Source organism: Allobranchiibius sp. GilTou73 (assembly GCF_021391335.1).
Taxonomy (GTDB): domain Bacteria; phylum Actinomycetota; class Actinomycetes; order Actinomycetales; family Dermatophilaceae; genus Allobranchiibius; species Allobranchiibius huperziae.
On the sequence record NZ_CP090051.1, the window covers coordinates 3,203,456 to 3,224,458 of the forward strand.

At 71.0% G+C, this 21,003-nt stretch carries 26 protein-coding genes and 2 tRNA genes; 12 read left to right on the plus strand and 16 right to left on the minus strand.

The window, feature by feature from the left end:
• Nucleotides 1-123 precede the first annotated feature (123 nt).
• A complete protein-coding gene (locus LVQ62_RS15795; protein WP_233763035.1) occupies nt 124-1,341 on the plus strand; it encodes an HNH endonuclease signature motif containing protein in 1,218 nt (405 codons plus the stop codon).
• 3 nt (nt 1,342-1,344) lie between these two features.
• Here the strand turns inward: LVQ62_RS15795 and thiL are convergent, their stop codons facing one another.
• Nucleotides 1,345-2,316, minus strand: a complete 972-nt coding sequence (thiL, locus tag LVQ62_RS15800; protein ID WP_233763037.1) for a thiamine-phosphate kinase — start codon at nt 2,314-2,316, stop codon at nt 1,345-1,347.
• Nucleotides 2,317-2,403: 87 nt separating this feature from the next.
• On the opposite strand from thiL, the gene LVQ62_RS15805 reads away from it, so the two are divergent.
• Together LVQ62_RS15805 and LVQ62_RS15810 are read left to right on the plus strand one after the other, a co-directional pair.
• A complete protein-coding gene (locus LVQ62_RS15805; protein WP_179479675.1) occupies nt 2,404-2,634 on the plus strand; it encodes an Lrp/AsnC family transcriptional regulator in 231 nt (76 codons plus the stop codon).
• Nucleotides 2,616-3,095 carry a DUF3515 family protein gene (locus LVQ62_RS15810; RefSeq protein WP_233763039.1) on the plus strand — a complete coding sequence of 160 codons (480 nt, stop codon included), beginning with the start codon at nt 2,616-2,618 and terminating at the stop codon, nt 3,093-3,095. The genes LVQ62_RS15805 and LVQ62_RS15810 overlap by 19 nt, the downstream gene beginning before the upstream one ends.
• Before the next feature lie 4 nt (nt 3,096-3,099).
• On the opposite strand, the gene LVQ62_RS15815 is transcribed toward LVQ62_RS15810, so the two are convergent.
• Complete coding sequence (locus LVQ62_RS15815; protein WP_233763041.1) at nt 3,100-4,233, minus strand: D-alanine--D-alanine ligase family protein; 1,134 nt, start codon at nt 4,231-4,233, stop codon at nt 3,100-3,102.
• Nucleotides 4,234-4,298: 65 nt separating this feature from the next.
• On the opposite strand from LVQ62_RS15815, the gene LVQ62_RS15820 reads away from it, so the two are divergent.
• Nucleotides 4,299-5,366, plus strand: coding sequence for a PLP-dependent aspartate aminotransferase family protein (locus tag LVQ62_RS15820; protein WP_233763043.1), 1,068 nt, complete (start codon nt 4,299-4,301; stop codon nt 5,364-5,366).
• Between the two features lie 9 nt (nt 5,367-5,375).
• Here LVQ62_RS15820 and LVQ62_RS15825 read toward each other — a convergent pair whose 3' ends face one another.
• Nucleotides 5,376-6,377 carry an NAD(P)H-dependent glycerol-3-phosphate dehydrogenase gene (locus tag LVQ62_RS15825; RefSeq protein WP_179479670.1) on the minus strand — a complete coding sequence of 334 codons (1,002 nt, stop codon included), beginning with the start codon at nt 6,375-6,377 and terminating at the stop codon, nt 5,376-5,378.
• Nucleotides 6,374-7,114 (minus strand): 1-acyl-sn-glycerol-3-phosphate acyltransferase, encoded by a 741-nt coding sequence (locus LVQ62_RS15830; RefSeq protein ID WP_233763045.1) that lies wholly within the window; start codon nt 7,112-7,114, stop codon nt 6,374-6,376. Before LVQ62_RS15830 ends, LVQ62_RS15825 begins: the two co-directional genes overlap by 4 nt.
• A 94-nt stretch (nt 7,115-7,208) precedes the next feature.
• Here LVQ62_RS15830 and cofC point away from each other — a divergent pair, with 94 nt between their 5' ends.
• Both cofC and LVQ62_RS15840 read left to right on the plus strand, forming a co-directional pair.
• Nucleotides 7,209-7,865 (plus strand): 2-phospho-L-lactate guanylyltransferase, encoded by a 657-nt coding sequence (gene cofC, locus LVQ62_RS15835; RefSeq protein WP_233763046.1) that lies wholly within the window; start codon nt 7,209-7,211, stop codon nt 7,863-7,865.
• Between the two features lie 5 nt (nt 7,866-7,870).
• A complete protein-coding gene (locus LVQ62_RS15840) occupies nt 7,871-8,083 on the plus strand; it encodes a hypothetical protein (RefSeq protein ID WP_179479664.1) in 213 nt (70 codons plus the stop codon).
• Nucleotides 8,084-8,116: 33 nt separating this feature from the next.
• Here LVQ62_RS15840 and LVQ62_RS15845 read toward each other — a convergent pair whose 3' ends face one another.
• The 3 genes from LVQ62_RS15845 to leuC form a co-directional block, all read right to left on the minus strand.
• Entirely contained in the window at nt 8,117-8,629 is a 513-nt protein-coding gene (locus tag LVQ62_RS15845) for an HU family DNA-binding protein (RefSeq protein WP_233763048.1), read from the minus strand.
• A gap of 283 nt (nt 8,630-8,912) precedes the next feature.
• Nucleotides 8,913-9,509, minus strand: a complete 597-nt coding sequence (leuD, locus tag LVQ62_RS15850; RefSeq protein WP_233763050.1) for a 3-isopropylmalate dehydratase small subunit — start codon at nt 9,507-9,509, stop codon at nt 8,913-8,915.
• Nucleotides 9,510-9,522: 13 nt separating this feature from the next.
• Nucleotides 9,523-10,929, minus strand: a complete 1,407-nt coding sequence (leuC, locus tag LVQ62_RS15855; RefSeq protein ID WP_233763052.1) for a 3-isopropylmalate dehydratase large subunit — start codon at nt 10,927-10,929, stop codon at nt 9,523-9,525.
• A 100-nt stretch (nt 10,930-11,029) separates the two neighbouring features.
• Here leuC and LVQ62_RS15860 point away from each other — a divergent pair, with 100 nt between their 5' ends.
• Nucleotides 11,030-11,785: an IclR family transcriptional regulator gene (locus LVQ62_RS15860; RefSeq protein ID WP_179479656.1), complete on the plus strand. Its 756-nt coding sequence runs from the start codon at nt 11,030-11,032 to the stop codon at nt 11,783-11,785.
• On the opposite strand, the gene LVQ62_RS15865 is transcribed toward LVQ62_RS15860, so the two are convergent.
• Nucleotides 11,786-12,292, minus strand: coding sequence for a DUF4188 domain-containing protein (locus tag LVQ62_RS15865; RefSeq protein WP_233763054.1), 507 nt, complete (start codon nt 12,290-12,292; stop codon nt 11,786-11,788).
• Nucleotides 12,293-12,371: 79 nt separating this feature from the next.
• Here LVQ62_RS15865 and LVQ62_RS15870 point away from each other — a divergent pair, with 79 nt between their 5' ends.
• On the plus strand, nt 12,372-13,007 hold the full coding sequence (locus LVQ62_RS15870; RefSeq protein WP_233763056.1) for a MerR family transcriptional regulator: 636 nt from the start codon (nt 12,372-12,374) through the stop codon (nt 13,005-13,007).
• 12 nt (nt 13,008-13,019) lie between these two features.
• Here LVQ62_RS15870 and LVQ62_RS15875 read toward each other — a convergent pair whose 3' ends face one another.
• Nucleotides 13,020-13,391 carry a cupin domain-containing protein gene (locus tag LVQ62_RS15875; protein WP_233763058.1) on the minus strand — a complete coding sequence of 124 codons (372 nt, stop codon included), beginning with the start codon at nt 13,389-13,391 and terminating at the stop codon, nt 13,020-13,022.
• 94 nt (nt 13,392-13,485) lie between these two features.
• Between LVQ62_RS15875 and LVQ62_RS15880 the strand changes: the two genes are divergently transcribed.
• Nucleotides 13,486-13,929 (plus strand): MarR family winged helix-turn-helix transcriptional regulator, encoded by a 444-nt coding sequence (locus tag LVQ62_RS15880; RefSeq protein WP_233763060.1) that lies wholly within the window; start codon nt 13,486-13,488, stop codon nt 13,927-13,929.
• 71 nt (nt 13,930-14,000) lie between these two features.
• On the opposite strand, the gene LVQ62_RS15885 is transcribed toward LVQ62_RS15880, so the two are convergent.
• The 6 genes from LVQ62_RS15885 to clpS form a co-directional block, all read right to left on the minus strand.
• Nucleotides 14,001-14,073 (minus strand) — tRNA-Glu (locus tag LVQ62_RS15885).
• Between the two features lies 1 nt (nt 14,074).
• Nucleotides 14,075-14,146 (minus strand) — tRNA-Gln (locus LVQ62_RS15890).
• 129 nt (nt 14,147-14,275) lie between these two features.
• The gene (locus LVQ62_RS15895; RefSeq protein ID WP_179479645.1) at nt 14,276-14,680 is read right to left on the minus strand and encodes a DUF3224 domain-containing protein; all 405 of its coding nucleotides are present in this window, start codon (nt 14,678-14,680) and stop codon (nt 14,276-14,278) included.
• 26 nt (nt 14,681-14,706) lie between these two features.
• Complete coding sequence (gene gltX, locus LVQ62_RS15900; RefSeq protein ID WP_233763062.1) at nt 14,707-16,230, minus strand: glutamate--tRNA ligase; 1,524 nt, start codon at nt 16,228-16,230, stop codon at nt 14,707-14,709.
• A 39-nt stretch (nt 16,231-16,269) separates the two neighbouring features.
• Nucleotides 16,270-16,860 (minus strand): DUF2017 domain-containing protein, encoded by a 591-nt coding sequence (locus LVQ62_RS15905; protein ID WP_208051198.1) that lies wholly within the window; start codon nt 16,858-16,860, stop codon nt 16,270-16,272.
• Complete coding sequence (gene clpS / locus LVQ62_RS15910; RefSeq protein ID WP_218883548.1) at nt 16,861-17,169, minus strand: ATP-dependent Clp protease adapter ClpS; 309 nt, start codon at nt 17,167-17,169, stop codon at nt 16,861-16,863. It lies immediately after the preceding gene.
• Nucleotides 17,170-17,241: 72 nt separating this feature from the next.
• Here clpS and LVQ62_RS15915 point away from each other — a divergent pair, with 72 nt between their 5' ends.
• Together LVQ62_RS15915 and LVQ62_RS15920 are read left to right on the plus strand one after the other, a co-directional pair.
• Nucleotides 17,242-18,540, plus strand: a complete 1,299-nt coding sequence (locus tag LVQ62_RS15915) for a nicotinate phosphoribosyltransferase (RefSeq protein WP_255696438.1) — start codon at nt 17,242-17,244, stop codon at nt 18,538-18,540.
• Entirely contained in the window at nt 18,537-19,133 is a 597-nt protein-coding gene (locus LVQ62_RS15920) for an isochorismatase family protein (RefSeq protein ID WP_233763064.1), read from the plus strand. The genes LVQ62_RS15915 and LVQ62_RS15920 overlap by 4 nt, the downstream gene beginning before the upstream one ends.
• 1 nt (nt 19,134) lies before the next feature.
• On the opposite strand, the gene LVQ62_RS15925 is transcribed toward LVQ62_RS15920, so the two are convergent.
• Entirely contained in the window at nt 19,135-19,989 is an 855-nt protein-coding gene (locus LVQ62_RS15925) for a universal stress protein (RefSeq protein ID WP_233763066.1), read from the minus strand.
• Between the two features lie 205 nt (nt 19,990-20,194).
• Here LVQ62_RS15925 and LVQ62_RS15930 point away from each other — a divergent pair, with 205 nt between their 5' ends.
• The gene (locus LVQ62_RS15930; RefSeq protein WP_233763068.1) at nt 20,195-20,998 is read left to right on the plus strand and encodes a hypothetical protein; all 804 of its coding nucleotides are present in this window, start codon (nt 20,195-20,197) and stop codon (nt 20,996-20,998) included.
• Nucleotides 20,999-21,003 lie beyond the last annotated feature (5 nt).

Consider the following 21,003-nt stretch of genomic DNA (forward strand, 5'->3'; position numbering starts at 1 on the left):
ACGGTTGTCGGTGGCGGGTGGTTGAATTCATACATGAGTTCGACACCGGGTCTTGCAGTTGTCGCTGACAGCTCGAATCTCGTTGTGACGAAGCATGGTTCGACTGCTGATCCGCTCGCTCGGGTGAGCCTGATCTGTGGGCAGTTGAACGCCGCGCACGCCGACCTGATCGACCTGGTCACCGACCTGATCGAGCACGAGTCGTGGGCGATCGGCGGGATCCGCTCCCCCGAACACTGGTTGACCTGCTTCGCCGGGGTCTCTCCCACCACTGCTCGCGACCTGGTCCGGATCGCGGCCCGGTCCGCCGAGCTACCGCTCCTGTCCCGGGAGGTCCACTCCGGGCGGCTCTCGCTAGGTCAGGCCACCGTGGTCGCCGCGCACACCCCGACCGGGTACGACCAGGCCGTGGTTGACCTGGCGGTGCACGCCACCGTGCCCCAACTGCGCCGGGCGCTGGTCAAGTACGACTTCGCCACCCCCACCGACGAGGCGGACACCCCGCCGGCCCTACCAGACCCGTTCTCCGTCGCGGCGCAACCGGCGGAGTTATCGATGTGGTTCGACCACGACCGGTTCCACCTGACCTACTCCGCACCCGCCGACATCGGCGCCCTGGTCCAACAAGCCCTCGCAGAGGCCAAAGACGCGCTCTTCCTTGCCACCAACACCACCGACACGAAAGACGACGGGCGGCGGGTGCGGATGGCCGACGCCATGGAACAACTGGCCTCCCGCTCCCTGGATGCAGGGACCGTCACCACTGCCGGGCGGGCCGATAAGTTCCGGATCTACCTGCACCTGGACACCACCGGGCAAGGCTGGCTCACCACACGCGGCGCCCTACCCCCGCACCTGCTGCGCAAATGGACCTGCGACGGACTGGTGCAGCCGGTCTGGGAGACCGGCGGCACCCCGGTCAACGTGGGCCGCGCCCACCGCATCGTCCCGCGCCGCACCCGCCGCCTGGTCGAAGACCGTGACCGCGGTTGCGCCTACCCCGGCTGCCTGGCGATCCACCACCTGGAATGCCACCACATCACCCACTGGGCCGACGGCGGTGACACCAACATGGCCAACCTGATCAGCCTGTGCCCCCACCACCACGACCGACACCACACCGGCGACTTCACCATCCACCCCGAACGGGGCAGACCCGGACGGTTCCAATTCACCACCCACCACGGCCACCCCATCGAACCCGCCGTCGCCACCGCCGCACCCCGCGCGACGCCGGCCCAGGTCGGGCCAGCACCACCGCGCTACACCGGCCCCACCAACGAGATCCTGCACCTGGACCAGGTCAGATTTCACCGTCGAAGCAGCGGTCCGCCCGGATGAGACTCATCCGTGGAAGTGGTCCCACCCGCCCGGTTCCTGGGCAGCGCCGCCCATCGTGACCCCTGTGCCGGTCGCGACCGCCCCGATCGTTCGCCAGCCGTTCGGCAGCGTGACGTCCGCCGCGAAGGTCGCCAGCAGCGTGTGCTCCTCGCCCCCGCGAAGCACGCAGTCCCAGGCGGCGTCCCCCACCTCGGGAGCGAGCGCGTCGACATACGTCTGCAGGTCGTCGGCCCGCAGCTCCAGCCGCACGCCGCTCGCCCCGGCGATGCGGCCGGCGTCCCGCAGCAGTCCGTCACTGATGTCGAGCATGCTCGAAGCACCCGCATTCCGAGCCGCGGGACCCTGGGCGTAGGTCGGCGTGGGGCGCCGGTGGTAGTCGACCAGCGGGCCACGAGCCGCGGCGTCGCGACGCAGCAGGAAGAGGCCCGCCCCCGACCTTCCGAGCGCGTCGCTCACGGCAACGACGTCGCCGACCCGTGCGCCACTTCGCAGCACCGGCGCACCGGACACCTCGCCGACCGCGGTGATCGACACCATCCGCACCCCCGCCGGAGCCGAGGACAGGTCGCCGCCCAGGACTGCGATCCCCTCTGCAGAGCACGCGTCTGCGACCGCGTAGGAGAGGTCGCGAGCCCACCGCACCGGTGTCTGCGGGTCAGCGACCAGGGTGACCACGACGCCGGTCGTGACCCCGCCCATCGAGGCGATGTCGGCGACGTTCTGTGCGACGCACTTCGCGCCCACGTCCGCGGCGCTGGACCACTCGTCCAGCCAGTCACGACCCAGCACCATGGCGTCCGTGGTGACGAGCACCCGGCCGGACGGCACCGCGAGATACGCCGTGTCGTCGCCCGGCCCGACCAGCACTTCGGCGGGCGGGGCACCGGGGGGCAGCACCTCGGCGAGGATCTGCGCCTCGTCCAGATCGGCGAGCACCGCGTCGCCGTCCGCCTGTCGTCCCCGTCGCCCCGTCATGGTGACCGCACGGTAGCGTCTGCCCCGGACCGACGCCGCCGTCGGCTCCCGCCCACGCCGGGCGTCAACGATCCGACGGAGGCACGCATGGTTCAGGCCTACATCCTCATCCAGGCCGACATGGGCAAGGCCAAGACCGTTGCGGCCACCTGCGCGCAGCTGTCCGGCGTTCTGGCCGCAGAGGACGTCACCGGCCCGTACGACGTGATCGTGCGCGCCGAGGCCCCCAGCGTCGACGAACTGGGCAAGCTGGTCGTCTCCAAGATCCAGGACGTCGACGGCATCACCCGCACGGTCACGTGCACCGTCGTCCGCTGACCGCAGCTCTGCTGGCGCTGGCCGCTGGGGCCGCGCTGACGGCCTGCGGAGGCTCGACCACCGTCGATGCCAGCGCGGCTGCGCTGGCCGCCTCCGCAGACTGCACCCGCGCGTCGGCGCACTGGCCCACGACCGTGGCGGGGCAGAAGTCCCGACCCACCTCGGCGAAATCCGCGACGGTGCGCGCCTGGGGTGACCCGCCGATCATCGCCCGGTGCGGAGTGAGCAGCCCCGGACCGACGACCGACCCGTGCACCACGATCGACGGAATCGACTGGGTAGCCCATCAACTCAAAGACGGCTACCGCTTCGTCACCTTCGGACGCTCACCGGCGATCGAGGTCCTGATTCCCACGAAGTACGGGGGCCTGGACCTCGTGGAGTTCACGGCCGCAGCCAAGGCGATCCCGCAGACCAGTCATGTCTGCTCAGCTGCGCCGCCGAGCACCTCGAGCGGCTGACGGCTCAGCGCAGCCCGACCCGCCGGTCTAGGGCGAGCTCCAACAGCTCGCTGATCAGGCTCGGATAGTCCAGCCCGGCCTGCGCCCACACCACCGGGAACATCGACTGCGGCGTGAATCCCGGCATCGTGTTGATCTCGTTGAGCACCAGGCTTCCGTCCGGGCGGTACCACCAGTCCACCCGCGCGAGCCCCTCGCACCCGGCGGCCTCGAACGCCTTGACCGACAGCTCCCGGATCTCATCGCGTACGGCGTCCGGCAGGTTCGCGGGGCAGGTCAACTGGGCCGAGCCGTCCAGATACTTGGCCTCGAAGTCGTAGAACTCGTGGCGCCCGTCGGCGACCTCGATCTCGCCGACCTGCGAGGCCCGCGGCGCATCGGACCCGCGGCCCTCGAGCACTCCGCACTCCACCTCGCGTCCCTCGACGGCGGCCTCGACGAGCACCTTCGGGTCGTGCAACCGGGCACTCTCGATGGCGGCCCGCAGATCTGCCGGGTCATCCACGCGTACGACGCCCATGCTCGACCCGGCGCGGGCGGGCTTGACGAACACCGGCCGGCCCAGGGCGCCGGCGGCATCCAGGCAGGCGGCGCTGTCGCGTCGCCAGGCCTTGTCGGTGATCACGGTGTAGGGGCCGATCGGCAGACCGTTGCCCGCGAAGACCACCTTCATGAGGGCCTTGTCCATCATCACGGCGGACGCGGACACACCGCAGCCCACGTAGCGGACGTCGCTCAGCTCCAGCAGGCCCTGCAAGGTGCCGTCCTCGCCGAACGGTCCGTGCAGCAGCGGGAACACCACGTCGACCTCGCTGAGCTGACGCGGCGGCGCTCCCGGCTCGAGCACCACCAGGGAGCGCTGGGTGGGATCGGTGGGCAGGGCGACCGCCTGGTCGCCGGACACCTCCGGGGAGCGACCGGCCGTCAGTTGCAGCGGCTCGGGGTCGTCGGCGACGAGCACCCAGCGCCCGTCCTTGCGGATCCCGATCGGCAGGACGTCATAACGGCTGCGGTCGATGCTGCGCAGGACGCTCGCCGCGGTCGCACACGACACCTCGTGCTCGGACGATCGCCCTCCGAAGATCAGGGCTACGACGGGTTTACGCGATTCCGGGCGCTGCGATGGCGAAAGACTCACCCGCGCACGGTAACCGGCCCGCCCTGCATGCGAGGTGCGCCGCACCGGCGTGCCACGCTGGCCCGATGGCTTCCGAACCCGGTGATCTCGCCGCCGCCACCCGCCTCGTCGGCCTCGGCCGCCCGCCGCGCACCCCCGGTGCGGTCATCAACCAGGGGGTGGAGCTGACCTCGACGTACGTCGCGGGCGGAAACGTGGTCTACGCCCGGTCCGGCAACCCGACATGGACGGCGTTCGAGGAGGTGCTCGGATCGCTGGAGGGCGGCCGAGCGCTCGCCTTCGCGAGCGGGATGGCCGCGGTCGCGGCGAGCCTGTCGCTGGTGCCGCACGGCAGCGTCGTGGTCGCTCCGGTCCACGCCTACAACGGCACCGGCTCACTGCTCGACGAGGCCTCCCAGCAGGGTCGCTTCGAGGTACGCCGGGTCGACAGCGCCGACACGGCGGCCGTCCTGGCGGCCATGCGCGGAGCGCAGCTGGTCTGGCTCGAGTCGCCCACCAACCCGATGCTGGAGGTTGCCGACCTGCCGGCGCTCCTGGCCGGCGCGCGTGAGCAGGGCGCGATCAGCGTCGTCGACAACACGTTCGCCACTCCCCTGCTGCAACAGCCGATCGCGCTCGGCGCGGACGTGGTGATGCACTCGGCGACCAAGTTCATCGCGGGCCACTCCGACGTGTTGCTCGGCGCGACCGTAACGGCCGACGAGGACCTGCAGGCGCGGCTCTTCGGACACCGCGTGCTGCACGGCGCCATCCCGGGACCGTTCGAGACCTGGCTCGCGCTACGCGGGCTGCGCACCCTGCAGGTGCGTCTGGACCGCTCGTGCGCAAACGCCGCCGAGCTCGCCCGGCGGCTCGGGGACCATCCCTCGGTCGGCCGGATGCGCTACCCCGGCTTCGGCGCGATCGTCAGCATCGAGGTCACCGGTGGTGCGGCGGCGGCGAGCCGCGTCGAGGACGCTGTCCGGATCTGGACGCCCGCCACCAGTCTCGGCGGGGTGGAGTCGCTCATCGAACGCCGCCGCCGGATCCCCACCGAGCCGGTGACGGTGCCCCAGGAGCTGTTGCGGCTGTCGGTGGGACTGGAGGACGTCGAGGACCTGTGGCGCGACCTGGACGCCGCCCTGCGCGCCTGACGCGCGTCGCTAGGCCTTCTCGTCCTTGCGGGAGCGGGACATCAGGGACTCCACGACCTCACCCGGCGTCCGCCCCTCGTGCACGACGGCGGCGACGTTCTCCACGATCGGCACGTCGACCTCGACCGAGCGCGCCAGCTCCAGGATCGAGCGGCAGGACTTGACGCCTTCGGCGGTCTGGCGGGTGTGCGCCACGACCTCCTCCAGGCTCTTGCCGGAGCCCAGCTCGAAGCCGAACGTCCGGTTGCGCGACTTCGGCGAGGTGCAGGTGGCGACCAGATCGCCCACGCCCGCGAGCCCGAGGAACGTCGCAGGGTCGGCGGTGAGCGCGGTGCCGAGGCGGGCGGTCTCGGCCAGGCCGCGGGTGAGCAGGCTGGCCATGGTGTTCTCACCCATGCCCATCCCGCTGGCCATCCCGACCGCGAGCGCCACGACGTTCTTGGTCGCCCCGGCGAGCTCGGTGCCCACCACGTCCTTGCCCAGGTAGGGGCGGAAGTAGCGGCTCGCGCACGCCTCGGCCACCCGGGCGCGCATCCGGGCGCTGGTGGAGGCCACGAGCGCGGCCGCGGGCTGCTTGGCGGCGATCTCGAGCGCCAGGTTGGGCCCGGACACCACCACGACGCGGTCGGAGTCGACCCCGCCGGCCTCGCAGATCACCTCGCTCATCCGCATGGTCGTGCCGAGTTCGATGCCCTTCATCAGCGATACGACCGCGGCGTCGCCGGGGATCGCACTGCGCCAGTCCGCGAGGTTGTCGCGCAGGCTCTGCGCGGGGACGGCGATGGCGACGATCTCGGCGCCCTGCATCGCCTCGTGCGCGTCGTCGGTCACCCGGATGCGCTCGGACAGCTTCAGATCGGGCAGGTACGCCGCGTTGACGCGGGTCTCGCGGATCTCCTGCGCCACCTCGGCGCGGCGGGCCCACATGGTGACGTCGTTGCCCGCGTCGGCGAGGACGGCCGAGAACGCCGTACCCCAGCTGCCGCTGCCCAGAACTGTGACCCGACTCATCGCTGACCGCCTCCCCGCACGTTGTCGCGTGGATCGTAGCGATCGCCCGGCACCGGCAGGCCGCGCGCAAGTGAGACCTGCGCGGCGATCGCGTCCATCAGGCGATCGGTGGCCGTCGCGAGGACCTCGCGGTCGACGGGTTCGTCCGCGAGGTCGGCCAGCTGCACCGGCGGTCCTGCGTAGACCTGCACCCTCTTCGGTGGCACCAGGTGCGGCACCTTGTCGTGGTAGGCGCGCATCAGCTGCTGGGTGCCCCAGATCCCGACGGGCACCAGCGGCAGCCCGGTCTCCAGGGCCAGCCGGGCCGCGCCGGTCTTCCCTGTCATCGGCCACATCCGGGGGTCCTTGGTGATGGTGCCCTCGGGCAGCACGCACACGCAGGCACCGTCGCGCAGCGCGACGAGCGCAGCGGCGTATGCGTCGATCGCGCGGCTCGTCTCCCGGTAGACCGGGATCTGGCCGGTGTTCGACATGATCCGGCCGAGCGCCGGGGTCGTGAAGAGGGCGTTCTTGGCGAGGAAGCGCGGCGCGCGGCCCTGGTCCACCAGGAAGTGACCGAGGATGATCGGGTCGACGTACGACACGTGGTTGGGAGCCACGACGAACCCTCCGCTCGCCGGGATGTTCTCCATCCCGCGCCAGTCGGTCCTCGTCACCCCCCGCAGCACGGGCCGCAGGGTGCGCACGATTCCCCGGTAGAGCAGGCTGATGTCGTCGCTCGGGCGTGGATGCCGCACGGTTCTCCTTGTCGTCGCTGGCGTCATTATCCGGGTCGGTCACATCGCACCCCTGCCCGACGCGCGGTCGCACCCGGTCTGACACGATTCGCCGATGACCGCAGCAGGGAGTTCCGCCTGGCGGATGGTCGTGCCCGTCAAGGAGCGCTCCGCAGCCAAGAGCAGGCTGCGCGCGCCCGACGGGGTCGCGCGCGACGAGCTCGCGGCGGCGTTCGCCCTGGACACGCTCACCGCGGTCTACGACGTGGTGCCGGCCGACCGGGTGTTCGTGGTCACCGACGACGACCAGGTCGCAGGATTCGTCCGGGCACGCGACGGCGTCGTCGTCCCCGACCCGGGCCGCGGGCTCAACCCGGCCATCGCCTCAGGCCTCGCCGCCGCCACCCCCGACGGCCTGGCACCCACTCAGATCTGCGCGCCGGGAGCGGTCCTGCTGGGCGATCTGCCGGCGCTGACCCCGGACGAGCTGTACGCCGGGCTGCGAGCCTGCGCGGTCTCGGAGTCCAGCGTGGTCCCGGACCGGGACGGGACGGGCACCGTGCTGCTGACCCACCACGACCTGCGCCGGATCGTGCCGCGCTTCGGCACGGGCTCGGCCGCCCGGCATGCTCGGGTCGCGCGGAGGCTGACGCCGGATCTGCCACGGCTTCGCACCGACGTGGACACCGACACCGCGCTCGCACAGGCGGTCTCGCTGGGCGTCGGCGTGCACACGGCACGCGTGCTGGGCGTCTGCGCGTCGGTAGTCTGAGCCGCGTGCAGGCCAGCGTCCACACCTTCGACTTCGACACCGCGCGCGGTTCGGTGATCACAGACAACGGCCGGGTGCTGCCGTTCGACGAGCGCGTATTCGCCGCCTCGCGGCTGCGCCACCTGCGCCCGGGTCAGCGGGTGAGCATCGAGGTCGGCGCCGGTGAGATCACCCGGCTGTGGATCGTCGGGATCGGCCCCGGCCAACGCATCGGCTGACCGGGGTCGCCCCTCGAGGAGCGCGACTCAGGCTCAGCGCTTGGCGGTCCGCTTGGTCGTCGTCGTCGTCTTCTTGGCGGGCGCGGCCTTCTTCGCAGCGGTGGACTTCGCGGCCGTCTTCGTGGCGCTCGCCTTGGTCGTGCTCGCCTTGGTCGTGCTCGCCTTCGCCGTGCTCTTCTTGGCTGTGGACTTCTTCGCGGCGGTCTTGGTCGCCGTCCCGGCGGTGCCCGCGGCGGCCCGTCCGCCGGCGTTCCCGGTCTTCGGGATCGACTTCGGGTCGGCGACACCGGTCTTGAACGCCGCGCCCGGCTTGAACTTGGGCACCGACGTGCGCTTGATGCGCACCGTCTCTCCCGTACGCGGGTTGCGACCGGTGCGCGCGGCGCGGCTGATCTTCTCGAAGGTGCCGAAGCCGGTGATGCCGACCTTCCGGCCCGCAGCGACCTCCCGGATGATGATGTCGAAGACGCCCTCCACGGCATCGCTGGCGGCCCTCTTGCTGCCCAGCCGGGTCTCCAGGCTCGAAACGAGCTCAGCTTTGTTCACGTCTGCCCCTCCAGGGAATCCGCCCGGCTGATCACCGATCCGGGCACGGCGGCCGGACGTCGTCGTACGACCACCTCTGACGGTAGGACTGCGCGAGCCGTCGGGCAAGCGTTTCCGGGTTCAATCCGCCCGATTCGCAACGGGATTGGTGCAACGGCAGTCACGGCCACCGCTCGCGGGACTCACCGGGCCCATGGCGTGATCGGTCACTTGCGCGCGAAAAGACTTGCTCCACAACGCAATTCAGTCACGCGTCACGCAACAGCGATTCGCGACAGGGCAATCAACCGGCGGGCTGGACCTGCGGCTTCCACGAAGGGCGCTGCCGCTCGAATTCGTCGACGGCGTCAGCGTGTCGCAACGTGAGGCTGATGTCGTCCAGCCCCTCGAGCAGACGCCAGCGGATGTAGTCGTCCACCTCGAAGCCGAAGACGTGCTCACGCACCGTCACCGTGCGTTCCTGCAGGTCGACCGTGATCTGCAGCCCGGGCTCGTTGTCGAGCAGCTTCCAGATCAGTTCGATGTCCTGCTGCTGCAGCTGGGCGGTCAGGAGACCCGACTTGCCGGAGTTGCCGCGGAAGATGTCCGCGAACCGTGAGGAGAGCACCACCCGGAACCCGTAGTCCATCAGCGCCCACACCGCGTGCTCGCGCGAGGACCCCGTGCCGAAGTCCGGCCCGGCCACGAGCACCGAGCCCTGCGCGTACACCGGGTTGTTGAGCACGAACGCGTCGTCGCCGCGCCAGGCGGAGAAGAGGCCGTCCTCGAAGCCGGTGCGTGTGACCCGCTTCAGGTAGACCGCGGGGATGATCTGGTCGGTGTCGACGTTGCTGCGGCGCAGCGGGACGCCGATGCCGGTGTGTCGCACGAATGCATCCATGACGGAACCCTTCTCAGGCGGAGGCGGTGGTCAGGTCGGCAGGGCTGGACAGCGTGCCGCGTACGGCGGTCGCGGCGGCCACCAGCGGGCTCACCAGATGGGTACGCCCGCCCTTGCCCTGCCGGCCCTCGAAGTTGCGGTTCGAGGTGGAGGCCGCGCGCTCGCCGACGGTGAGCTGGTCGGGGTTCATGCCGAGGCACATCGAGCAGCCGGCAAGCCGCCACTCGGCGCCGGCGTCGGCGAACACCTTGTCCAGTCCTTCGGATTCGGCCTGCAGGCGCACTCTCGCCGAACCGGGCACGACGAGCATCCGCACCCCGTCGGCGACTCGACGTCCCTTGATGACATCGGCGGCGGCGCGCAGATCCTCGATCCGGCCGTTGGTGCACGAGCCGAGGAAGACCGTCTGCACCTCGATGTCGCGTAGCGCGGTGCCGGGCGTGAGACCCATGTACTCCAGCGCCCGCTCGGCGGCCACGCGGTCGCCTTCGTCGGGGATCTGCTCGGGGTCCGGCACGGCGGCCGACAGCGGCAGCCCCTGCCCGGGGTTGGTGCCCCAGGTGACGAACGGTGCCAGTTCGTCCGCGTCCAGATCGACCACGGCGTCGAACGTGGCGTCGTCGTCGGTGACCAGCCCGCGCCAGGCGGCGACGGCGTCGTCCCAGTCGGCGCCCTGCGGTGCGTAGTCGCGCCCCTGCAGGTAGTCGAAGGTGGTCTGATCGGGGGCGATCATGCCGGCGCGCGCGCCGGCCTCGATCGACATGTTGCAGATGGTCATCCGGGCTTCCATCGAGAGCGCGCGGATGGCCGACCCGCGGTACTCCAGGACGTAGCCCTGCCCACCGCCGGTGCCGATCTTGGCGATGACCGCCAGGATGATGTCCTTCGCGGTCACCCCGGGCCGCAGCGTGCCCTCGACGTTGATCGCCATCGTGCGGAACGGCTTCAGCGGCAACGTCTGGGTGGCGAGCACGTGCTCGACCTCGCTGGTGCCGATCCCGAACGCGAGCGCACCGAACGCCCCGTGCGTCGACGTGTGGCTGTCGCCGCACACGATCGTCATGCCCGGCTGGGTCAGGCCCAGCTGCGGGCCGATGATGTGCACGATCCCCTGCTCGGCGTCGCCCATCGGGAAGAGGCGTACCCCGAACTCCTCGCAGTTGCGCCGCAGCGTCTGCACCTGGGTGAGGCTGACCGGGTCCACGATGGGTCCGGGCGTGGTGGGGACGTTGTGGTCCTCGGTCGCGACAGTGAGGTCGGCACGCCGTACCCCTCGGCCCTCGAGCCGGAGGCCGTCGAAGGCCTGCGGGCTGGTCACCTCGTGCAGGAGGTGCAGATCGATGTAGAGCAGGTCCGGTTCGCCCTGCGCGCTGCGCACGACGTGCTGCTGCCATACCTTCTCGGCCAGGGTGTCTCCCACGGCGTCCTCCCTCGTTCGTACTGCTGCGATGTGAGCAGCGTCTCGCCACCTCTGGTGCGGCGAGCTTGCGTCTCGCTTGCTGAGACGCCAATATCAGTGCATGGACGACTCTAGCGGCGTCGGCGTTCTGGACAAGGCGGCGATCGTGCTCGCGGCCCTCGAGGCCGGGCCCTGCACCCTCGCGCAGCTCGTGGCACACACCGGGCTCGCCCGGCCTACGGCGCACCGCCTCGCGGTCGCGCTCGAACATCATCGACTGGTCACCCGCGACCTGCAGGGCCGTTTCGTGCTCGGTCCGCGCCTCGGCGAGCTCGCCTCGGCGGCCGGCGAGGACCGGCTGCTGGCAGCCGCCGGCCCCGTGCTCGGTGCGCTCCGCGACCACACGAGCGAGAGCGCCCAGCTCTTCCGCCGCCAGGGCGACCAGCGCATCTGCGTCGCGGCCGCGGACCGGCCGGTCGGGCTGCGCGACTCCATCCCCGTGGGGTCGACGCTGTCCATGCACGCGGGCTCTGCTGCGCAGGTGCTGCTCGCCTGGGAGGAGCCGGACCGGTTGCACCGCGGCCTGCAGGGCGCGCGCTTCACGGCCACCATGCTGTCCGCCGTACGCCGGCGCGGCTGGTCCCAGAGCGTGGGCGAGCGCGAGCAGGGAGTGGCGTCGGTGTCCGCGCCGGTGCGCAGTCCCTCCGGACGCGTCATCGCGGCGGTGTCGATCTCCGGCCCCATCGAGCGGGTGTCCCGCCAGCCGGGGCGCCTGCACGCCGCCACGGTGGTGGCCGGCGCCAACAAGCTCACCGAGGTGCTCGCGCGGGCGCACGCCCAGCAGGGTGGCGCCCGGCGCACCGAGCAACCCGCCTGATCAGCGCGCGAGGGACGCGGCCAGCCGCTCCTTCGCGGTGCGCCCCTTGCGAGAGGCGGGCACGACGCCGGTGGCGCGCGCCAGCCCGTACGGCGGCATGTCGCCGTAGAGACTCTCGTGCGAGCCTGCCGGGACCGCGAACGTCTCGTGCCAGATGCCGACCGCACCCTCCGCGGAGCGCGCCCGGGCGTAGTACGCCTTCCAGGCCGGGCGGTGCGCCATCGACTCCGCGCCCGCGTAGGCGTAGATGTCCGCCACGCTGCGCCAGTACTGCACGACCGTCGGACCGCGCACCCCGGCCAGCGTGCGCGCGTCGTAGAAGCCGAGCCACTCCTCCCGCCCGGCCTCGGCGCGCGCCTTGTTGGCGTAGAGCTCGGTGAGCATCCTCGGCATGGCCCTCACCACCGGGAGCCAGGCGTCCGGGCGGTGGATCTTGTTGATCCGCAGGCCGATGAGGAAGACCGCGATGTCGCCGTCGTGTTCGTGGGTGGTCAATTGAGGTGCCATACCTGCTCCTCGAGAGTTACTGGATAGTGCGACTCACCAATATTGGCGACTGATACTATCCAATGTCAAGGAGGGTGGCATGAAGATCTCCGAACTCGCCCGACGGACCGACGTCCCGGTCCCGACGCTGAAGTTCTACCTGCGCGACGGTCTGCTGCATCCCGGGCAGCCGCTGAATCGCACCCAGGCCAGTTACGACGAGTCGCACGTCGAGCGCACGCGCCTCGTGAGGGCACTGACCGAGTCCGCGGGACTGGACCTGGCAGCGGTTCGGGCGGTCCTCGCGGTGTTGGAGCAGCGCCCCGCGGACTGGACGGAGTTCCTCGGCGAGGTGCAGCTCGCGTCGAACCCTCCCGGCGCGTCGGACCAGCGCACCGACGACTCGACCGATACCTGGATCCAGCAGGTCCAGGAGCTGCTGGTGGAGCTCGGCTGGCAGGTCGACCCGCACAGCCCGCTCATCCCCCGCCTCGCCGCACAACTGCGGGCCGCGGACGGCAGCGGCGTACGACGACTGCCGGACACCTTGTCGCAATGGGCCGAGGCCGCACGGCTCGCCGCCCGAGCCGACCTGGCCACGGTGCCGAACGACCCGGTCGGCGCGCTGCGTCAGGTCGTCGTCGGCACGGCCCTCATCGATCCGGTGTTGGCGACCCTGCGCCGCCTGGCCCAGCAGCACGAGGCCGTCACATCGCTCGGCGCGGCGCCCACCTGAGGCCGTCGCCGCTCACTGCGCCCACGGAGGCGCCATGCTCGACCCGTCCGGCAGCGTCGCGTGGAGTCCCACGGTCGTCGTGACCCACGCCGTCCCGCCGACCGGGCCGGTGTCGACGCGCAACGTCGAGCCGGCGGGCACGAGGGCCACCGAACCCGTTTGCAGCGTGGACGATTCGTCATCGAGAGCGACGATCAGCTGTCCGGCCAGCACCAGGATGACCTCCTCGTTGCTCGGCCGGTGGGCGACGCCGGTCAGACCCGGCGGCACGTCGAGCTTCCACGCGCACAGGTCGGCGCTGCCCGAGTCCGTGCGGACGAACGAGCTGAAGGTACTGCCGTGCACGCTGTGAACGTCTGCGTCGGCGGGGGTGAAGGTGGGCATCGGGGCTCCTCGGAGAGAAAACGACAAGTGAGTTGACTATCTGATCTGTCACCCGATTAGTCAAGCCACTTGTCTTCTGTGCCATCCTCTGCTCATGACGACAACAGACTGGGAGATCGCCACAGCGACCCTGCGCGTCACCACGCAGCTGGTGGACGGCATCCAGGAGGGACTCGCAGCGAGGGGGTTCGACGACGTACGACCGGCCCACGGATTCGCGTTCGCGACCCTCTCGCGAACCCCCACGAACCAGGCCGGCATCGCCGCTGCTCTCAACATCTCCAAACAGGCGGCCGCGCAGCTCGTCGAGCACCTGGTGGGCGCCGGGTACGTGAGCCGGCATGCGGATCCGGCCGATGGACGCTCGCAGTTGCTGCGGCTGACAGCGCGCGGGCGCGCGTGCACGCGGGCGGCCGAGGAGTCCGCCGCGCAGGTGGTGGCGGGCTGGCGCGACGCGCTGTCGCCCGAGGCGTATGCCGGATTCGCGACTGCGGTTCGAGCGGTGGCCGAACCGGGAGGCCTGCGGCCCGCATGGTGACCGCGCGGTGACCCCGGACGGCAGAAGAGCGGCCCCCATCATGCTGGGAACCGCTCTTCTCGCTACTTACGTAGCCCCGACGGGATTCGAACCCGCGCTACCGCCTTGAGAGGGCGGCGTGCTAGGCCGCTACACAACGGGGCCGCTGGGGTACCAGGACTCGAACCTAGACTAACTGGACCAGAACCAGTCGTGCTGCCAATTACACCATACCCCATGGGGGTATCACGCCCGCCAGAGTCCGAGGACCTGCCGTGTACGTGAACCGAGGAGAAACCTTACTGCCTGGGGCATCTCGACCCAAATCGAGACGGTTCCAGCGCAGGCCTCCCGGCGTCGCGACGGCTCACTCGGGCAGCGCGTACGTCAGTTCGTAGCGGTGCCGACCGGCGTCGTCCTGGGTGATCGTGAGGGTGCCGGCGATGCCGACCAGATCGTCCAGGCCCGTGCCGGGGACGATCTCGATCTGCTGCCTCAGGTCGCCGGCATCCATGATCCCGAAGTGCTGCAGCGCGAATCCGCCCTGCAGGCCGCCCAGGCGCGCGCGCACCATCTCGATCACGACGTACCCGGCGCACCCGGTCGCCGGGTCGCCCGCACCGAGCATCTGACCGCGCGAGGTGCCCGCCAGGTCGCCCGCGAAGGTCTTCTCGAACGTCCACCGGCCGACGCCCGGGGTGTCGTCGCCCTCCCCCGGCGTCATCGTGATCTCGAAGGATCCGCTCGCCGTCCGGTGTGATGCATCTCCCATCCGGGCAGCGTAGGCCCGCCCGGAGCTCAGAGCGAGGCGCGCAGGCGCTTCAGACGGGCGAGCACCGAGGCCTTGCCAAGGATCTCCATCGACTCGAAGAGCGGCGGAGAGATGCGCTGGCCGGAGATCGCCGTACGCAGCGGCCCGAAGGCGAGCTTCGGCTTGACCCCCAGCCCCTCGACGATGGCCGCCCGCAGAGCCGCCTCGATGCGGTCGTGGGTCCACTCGACGCCGCTGCCGTCGGGCAGGCCCACCGAGCCGCTGATCGGCTCCAACGCGGCGACGGCGGCGTCCAGGACCTCGGCCGCACCCTCCTTGAGCTGAGCGCGGGCGTCGTCCGCGATCGGCAGATCGTCGTCGGCGACGTAGAACGGCGCCACGAGCGGGGTCGCGTCCTTCAGCAGCACGATGCGGGTCTGCACCAGCTCGGCCACGCGCTGCAGCCGGCCGAGCTCAGGCAGCGTCGGGCTGCCGGAGAGCACCCCGTCACGCTGCAGGAAGGGCAGCAGCCGGGCGGCGAAGTCGTCGGTGCCCAGCTCACGCAGGTAGTGGCCGTTCAGCCAGTTCAGCTTCTCCAGGTTGAAGACCGAACCCGCCTTGTTGATCTTCGACCAGGCGAAACCGTCGGAGAACTCCTGGAAGCTGAAGACCTCGCGCTCGGTGCCGTCGGCCTCCAGGATCGGCGGGTAGCCCAGCAGCGCAAGGAAGTTGACCAGAGCCTCGGGCAGGTAGCCCTCGTCGCGGAACCATGTGAGCTTCGCCCACGGGCTCTTGCGCTTGGAGATCTTGGCCTTCTTCTCATCGCGCAGCAGCGGCATGTGAGCGAACGCCGGCGGCGTGAGCCCGAGCCACGTGTAGAGCAGCAGGTGCTTGGGGGTGCTGGAGATCCACTCCTGGCCGCGGACGACGTGGCTGATGCCCATCTCGTGGTCGTCGACCACGACGGCGAGGTGGTAGGTCGGGAAACCGTCGGCCTTGACGATCACCTGGTCGTCCGGACGCGGCGCACTCGTGTGCCCCATCACCAGGTCCTCCCACGAAAGTTGTACATCGTCCGGGATGAACATCCGCACGACGGGAGTCTCGGTGAAGCCAGGCAGCTGCGCGCGCTCCTCGCGGGTCTTGCCGTGGCACATCCGGTCGTAGCCGGTGGGCTGCTTGGTCTTCTGCTGCATCTCCCGCATGGCGGTCAGCCGCTCCGGCGAGCACCAGCACAGGTAGGCGTGCCCGTCGGCCAGCAGCCGCTCGGCGTACGGGCGGTAGGTCTCCAGGCGCTCGGACTGCCGGTAGGGCGCGTACGGGCCGCCGATGTCCGGCCCCTCGTCCCAGGTGAGACCGAGCCAGTGCAGGGTGTCGTAGAGCTGCTGCTCGCTGTCCTCCTGGAAGCGCGCGCGGTCGGTGTCCTCGACCCGCAGGATGAACTTCCCGCCCTGCTGACGGGCGAAGGCGAGGTCGAACATCGCCATGTACGCCGTGCCGACGTGCGGATCCCCGGTCGGTGAGGGCGCGACGCGTAGCCGGACGGGGGACGAGGAGGGAGTGGCAGTCATGGTGGCCACCGATCCTAGTAGCGCCGCACGCGGTGGTCCTCAGCCCGTGAGCGTGAGCGCCAGCGACTCCTGCATCCAGGTGAGGAAGTCGTAGTAGGCCGCGAGCAGTTGCCGCTCGCCGTCGTTGCCGGTGCCGTGTCGTCCGAGGTCGAGCCCCTCCTGCAGCCGCTCGGCGTCCTCGTCCGTCCGCAGGTCGAGCCGCTCCCCCAGCATCAGCCGCACGTCGCCCACGGCGATCATCAGGGCCTGCGCCTGACGCTGGTCCAGCTCGACCCGCGAGCCGCCCTCGAAGGAGAGGGCGTGAATCGCGGTCGACAGGTTGGCGGCCTTGGCGCGGCGGATATCGTGCTCGGCGAGCGCCCGGAAGTCCTGTGCCAGGGCGTCGTCGTCCCGACTCGCCTGCGGCAGCAGCCGGCGCAGCGCCGGGTCGCGGGCGTCGACCTCGCGCGCCGACGCGGGCTCACGGCCCAGGCTGTCGAGCAGGTCGCGGATGGGGTCGCCGGTAGCCGGTTCCTCGTCCAGGGCGATCAGCTCGCGCACCTGCGAGAGCAACGACACGACGACCTCGCGCTCCTCCTGATCGAACTTGCCGACGTACCGGGCGCCCTTGCGGCGGAAGGCCTCTGCCATCTACTCGTCCTTCTGCAGGGTCGCCCACAGGCCGTAGGTGTGCATCGCCTCGGTGTCGGACTCCATCTGCTCGCGGGGGCCGGTGGACACCACGGCCCGGCCCTCCTCGTGCACGGCGATCATCAGCTGGTTCGCCTTCGCCTCGGAATACCCGAAGTGCGTCCGGAAGACCCAGGAGACGTAGGACATCAGGTTGACTGGGTCGTTCCAGACGATGGTCACCCAGGGCCGGTCGAGCCCGGCCCGCAGATCCGCCTCGAGGTCCGGATCGACGTCCGGCAGGGCGTGCTCGGGAGGGGCCACGGACATGGCTCCCAGGGTAGGCGCAGCTGCCATCCACTCCGAACCACCGACGGCGGCACACCCCTAGACTCGGCGACTGTGACCGGATCGACAGCACTGCTGACCGACCACTACGAGCTGACGATGGTGCAGGCGGCCCTCGCGAGCGGCGCCGCGCACCGGCGCAGCGTCTTCGAGGTCTTCGCGCGCCGGTTGCCCGACGGGCGCAGGTACGGCGTGGTCGCCGGGACGGCCCGCCTGCTCGACGCCCTCGCCGACTTCCGCTTCAGCGAGGAGCAGATCGAGTCGCTGCGCGAACGTCGGGTCGTGGACGAGCCGACCCTGGACTGGCTGGCCGGATACCGGTTCTCCGGCACCATCACCGGCTACGCCGAGGGCGAGATCCAGTTCCCCGGATCGCCGGTGCTGGTGGTCGAGGCGAGCTTCGCCGAGGGCGTGATCCTGGAGACGATCGCGCTCTCGATCCTCAACCACGACAGTGCGATCGCGGCTGCGGCGTCTCGGATGACCGGCGCCGCGGGTGAGCGGCCCTGCATCGAGATGGGCTCGCGGCGCACCCACGAGGAGGCGGCCGTGGCCGCCGCGCGGGCGGCGTACATCGCGGGCTTCTCCACCACCTCCAACCTGGCGGCAGGGCAGCGGTACGGCGTGCCGACGGCAGGGACGGCCGCGCACGCGTTCACCCTGCTGCACGACACCGAACGGGCCGCCTTCGACGCGCAGGTCGCGAGCCTGGGCTCCGACACCACGCTGCTGGTCGACACCTACGACATCCCCGAGGGCGTGCGGAACGCCGTGGCCGCGGCCGGGACCGGTCTCGGCGCGGTCCGCATCGACTCCGGCGACCTGGTCGTCGGCGCGCACGCGGTGCGGGAGCAGCTGGACGCGCTGGGGGCGCGAGACACCCGGATCGTGGTGACCTCCGATCTGGACGAGTTCGCGATCGCCACCCTGCGGGCCGCTCCGGTCGACATGTACGGCGTCGGCACCAGCCTGGTCACCGGCTCGGGAGCGCCCACGGCCGGCATGGTCTACAAACTGGTCGCGCACGAGGACAAGCACGGCGAGCTGATCGGGGTGGCGAAGAAGTCCAAGGACAAGGCGTCGGTCGCCGGGCGCAAGTACGCCATGCGCCGGATGTCACCGGACGGGGTGGCGCAGGCCGAGGTCATCGGGCTGGGCGAACGGCCGAGCAACGACGGCGACGACCGTCCGCTGATGGTCGATCTGGTCGTGGACGGCGAGCGGGTCTACAAGGACGACCTGGACACCGCGAGAGACCGGCACGCGGCCTCCCGTGCACAGCTGCCGCCGGCGGCCACCCAGCTGTCCCGCGGAGAGCCCGTCATCCCCACGATCTACGAGGACCACGCATGAGCGTCCCGGCTGACCCGGAGGCGCGGCGCGCCCTCATCGTCGTCGACGTGCAGAACGACTTCTGCGAGGGAGGCTCCCTGGCGGTGGCCGGCGGTGGGGCCGTGGCCGCCCGCATCGCCGCGTGGATCGCGGCTCACGCGGACCGCTACGCGGCCGTCGTCGCCACCGCCGACTGGCACATCGACCCCGGTGCGCACTGGTCGAGCGACCCTGACTTCAGCGCATCCTGGCCGGTGCACTGCGAGGTCGGCACCGGCGGCGCCGGCTTCCACCCGGCCTTCCAGGCTGCGCTGGGATCGGTCGATGCAACGTTCCGCAAGGGCGAACACCATGCTGCGTACAGCGGATTCGAGGGTGTCGACGACACCGGGACGCCTCTGGCGGACTGGTTGCGGCAGCGCGACATCACCGCCGTCGACGTGTGCGGCCTGGCGACGGACTACTGCGTGCGGGCCACGGCGCTCGACGCCGCCCGGGAGGGCCTGCAGACGACGGTGCTGCGCGATCTCGCGGCCGGCGTCGCCCCCGAGAGCACCGGCGCGGCGTACGACGAGTTCGCAGCGGCGGGCATCCGGACCGCGGCGACCCGCTGAATCAGCGCACGATCGTCAGGGAGCAGGCGGCGTGGCCGAGCAGGTCCCGGGAGACCCGACCGAGCCGCAGCCCCTCGAAGCCCCCCGAACCGCGGGCACCCACCACCACCAGGTCACTGGAGCGGGAGCTCATCGTGAGGACCTTGCTCGGGTTGGCCCGGTCCACCTGCACCTGCACCTTCACGTCGGCGTGTGCCCGTCGCTGCGGCTCGATCCACTCCTGCACCCGGTCCTCGACCTGGCGGGAGTACGCGGCCCAGTCCGCCTTGCGTAGATGCGGGTCGTCGGCGTCCTGGGGCTGCCAGGCGTGCACCGCGAGGACCTCTGCGCCCGTGCGACCGGCCTCGTCCACCGCCCAGGCCAGAGCTCTGCGTGCGTCCTCGGAGGGGTCCAGCCCGACGGTGATCCGGCCGAACGGGTCGTCCGGCGCTCCGCGCACGATCGTCACCGGCACCGATGCGTGGCTCGCGACCTGCGTGGCGGTCTGCCCCACCGAGGCCAGCCCGAGTTGGGAATCGCCGTGCGCACCGAGGACGACCAGATCCGCCGCGAGGCTTGCACGGACAAGGGCCTTGGCCGGGTAGTCGTCGGACTGGGCCGTCGTCAGCGCCACCGTGTCGTGCGCCGCGTGGACGTGTGCCGCCAGCCGCGCCAGCAGGCGCTCCCCGGAGGTGCGGATCGCGTCGGCATCGGTATCCATCCCGAACGCGAAACCGGACTGGTCCGGGCTGAAACCGTGCAGCAGACGCAGACTCCCCTGCCGGGTCGCGGCGGCCCTGGCCGCCCACTCCACGGCCGTGGTGGAGGCGTGCGAGGAGTCGACACCCGCCACGATCCGATACTGGTTGTCGTCCACGGTGGGACCTCCGTCGCAGCGCACATCATCGTGACGGCCGCTCGCGGAGGTGGCCGCCGGCGGACCCGCTGCCCGCTCGGCCTCGACGCTAGGAGCGCCGACTGAAGCTGTCCTGCACGGCATCGGAGAACCACCTGAATGCTAGTCCTGCCTCTTGCGCCGGTCGGAGTACCAGCGCGTACCCAGGCGGCATACGGTTAGTCCCATGTCCGCAGTGCTACCCCCGGAGCCGCTCTTCGCAGGCCTCTTCGACGACGCTTCGGCCCTCGTGGGCGCGACCCTGCAGGCGACGTTGGAAAGTCGCGCCCGACGGGTCGGCACGCCGGAGGCGACCTACGTCGGGTCGTTGCTGCTGCCGCCGCGGATGGTGCGCCCAGCCCTCGCGACCAAGGGCGCGCTGCGGATCGCGATCGTCGCCGGTCTGACCGACGACATCGACCAGTTCATCGAGACCGCCGAGCTGGTCAGCGCGCATCGCCGCCACGAGCTCGTCGGGCTGCACGTGCCCTACTCCCCCACGTGGCGCGAGGCGCTCAACCTGCTGGTGCCCGTGGTCGTGCGGCTGCCCGCGGGCGGCGCCGGGCTGGACGCCCTCGACGAGTTCAGCGGGAGCGGCCCGATGATCCGGGCGGGCATCCGCAGCGGTGGTGAGCACGCGGCCGGCAGCGCGGAGCTCGCGGCGTTCGTCCGCGGGTGCGCCCTGCGCTCCGTGGCGTTCCAACTCGCGGGCGGGCTCGGAGGTGCGATCACCGGGGAGACCGGTCGGCACGGGCCGGGCATGCTCAACATGCTGCTGGCCACCAAACTCGCGCTGCGTGAGCGCAGCGTGGAGGACCTGACCGCGGTGCTGCGGCAGGACGACCGCGAGCTGGTGCTGACCCACATCCGGGGCATCACCGAGGACAAGGCGCTGCAGATCCGGCGGCTCTTCCGTTCGGTCAGCTACGCCGACGTGCGCACAGCCGTACAGGACCTGAGCTCTCACGCGCTCACCGCCGCAGCGAGCTGAGCGGG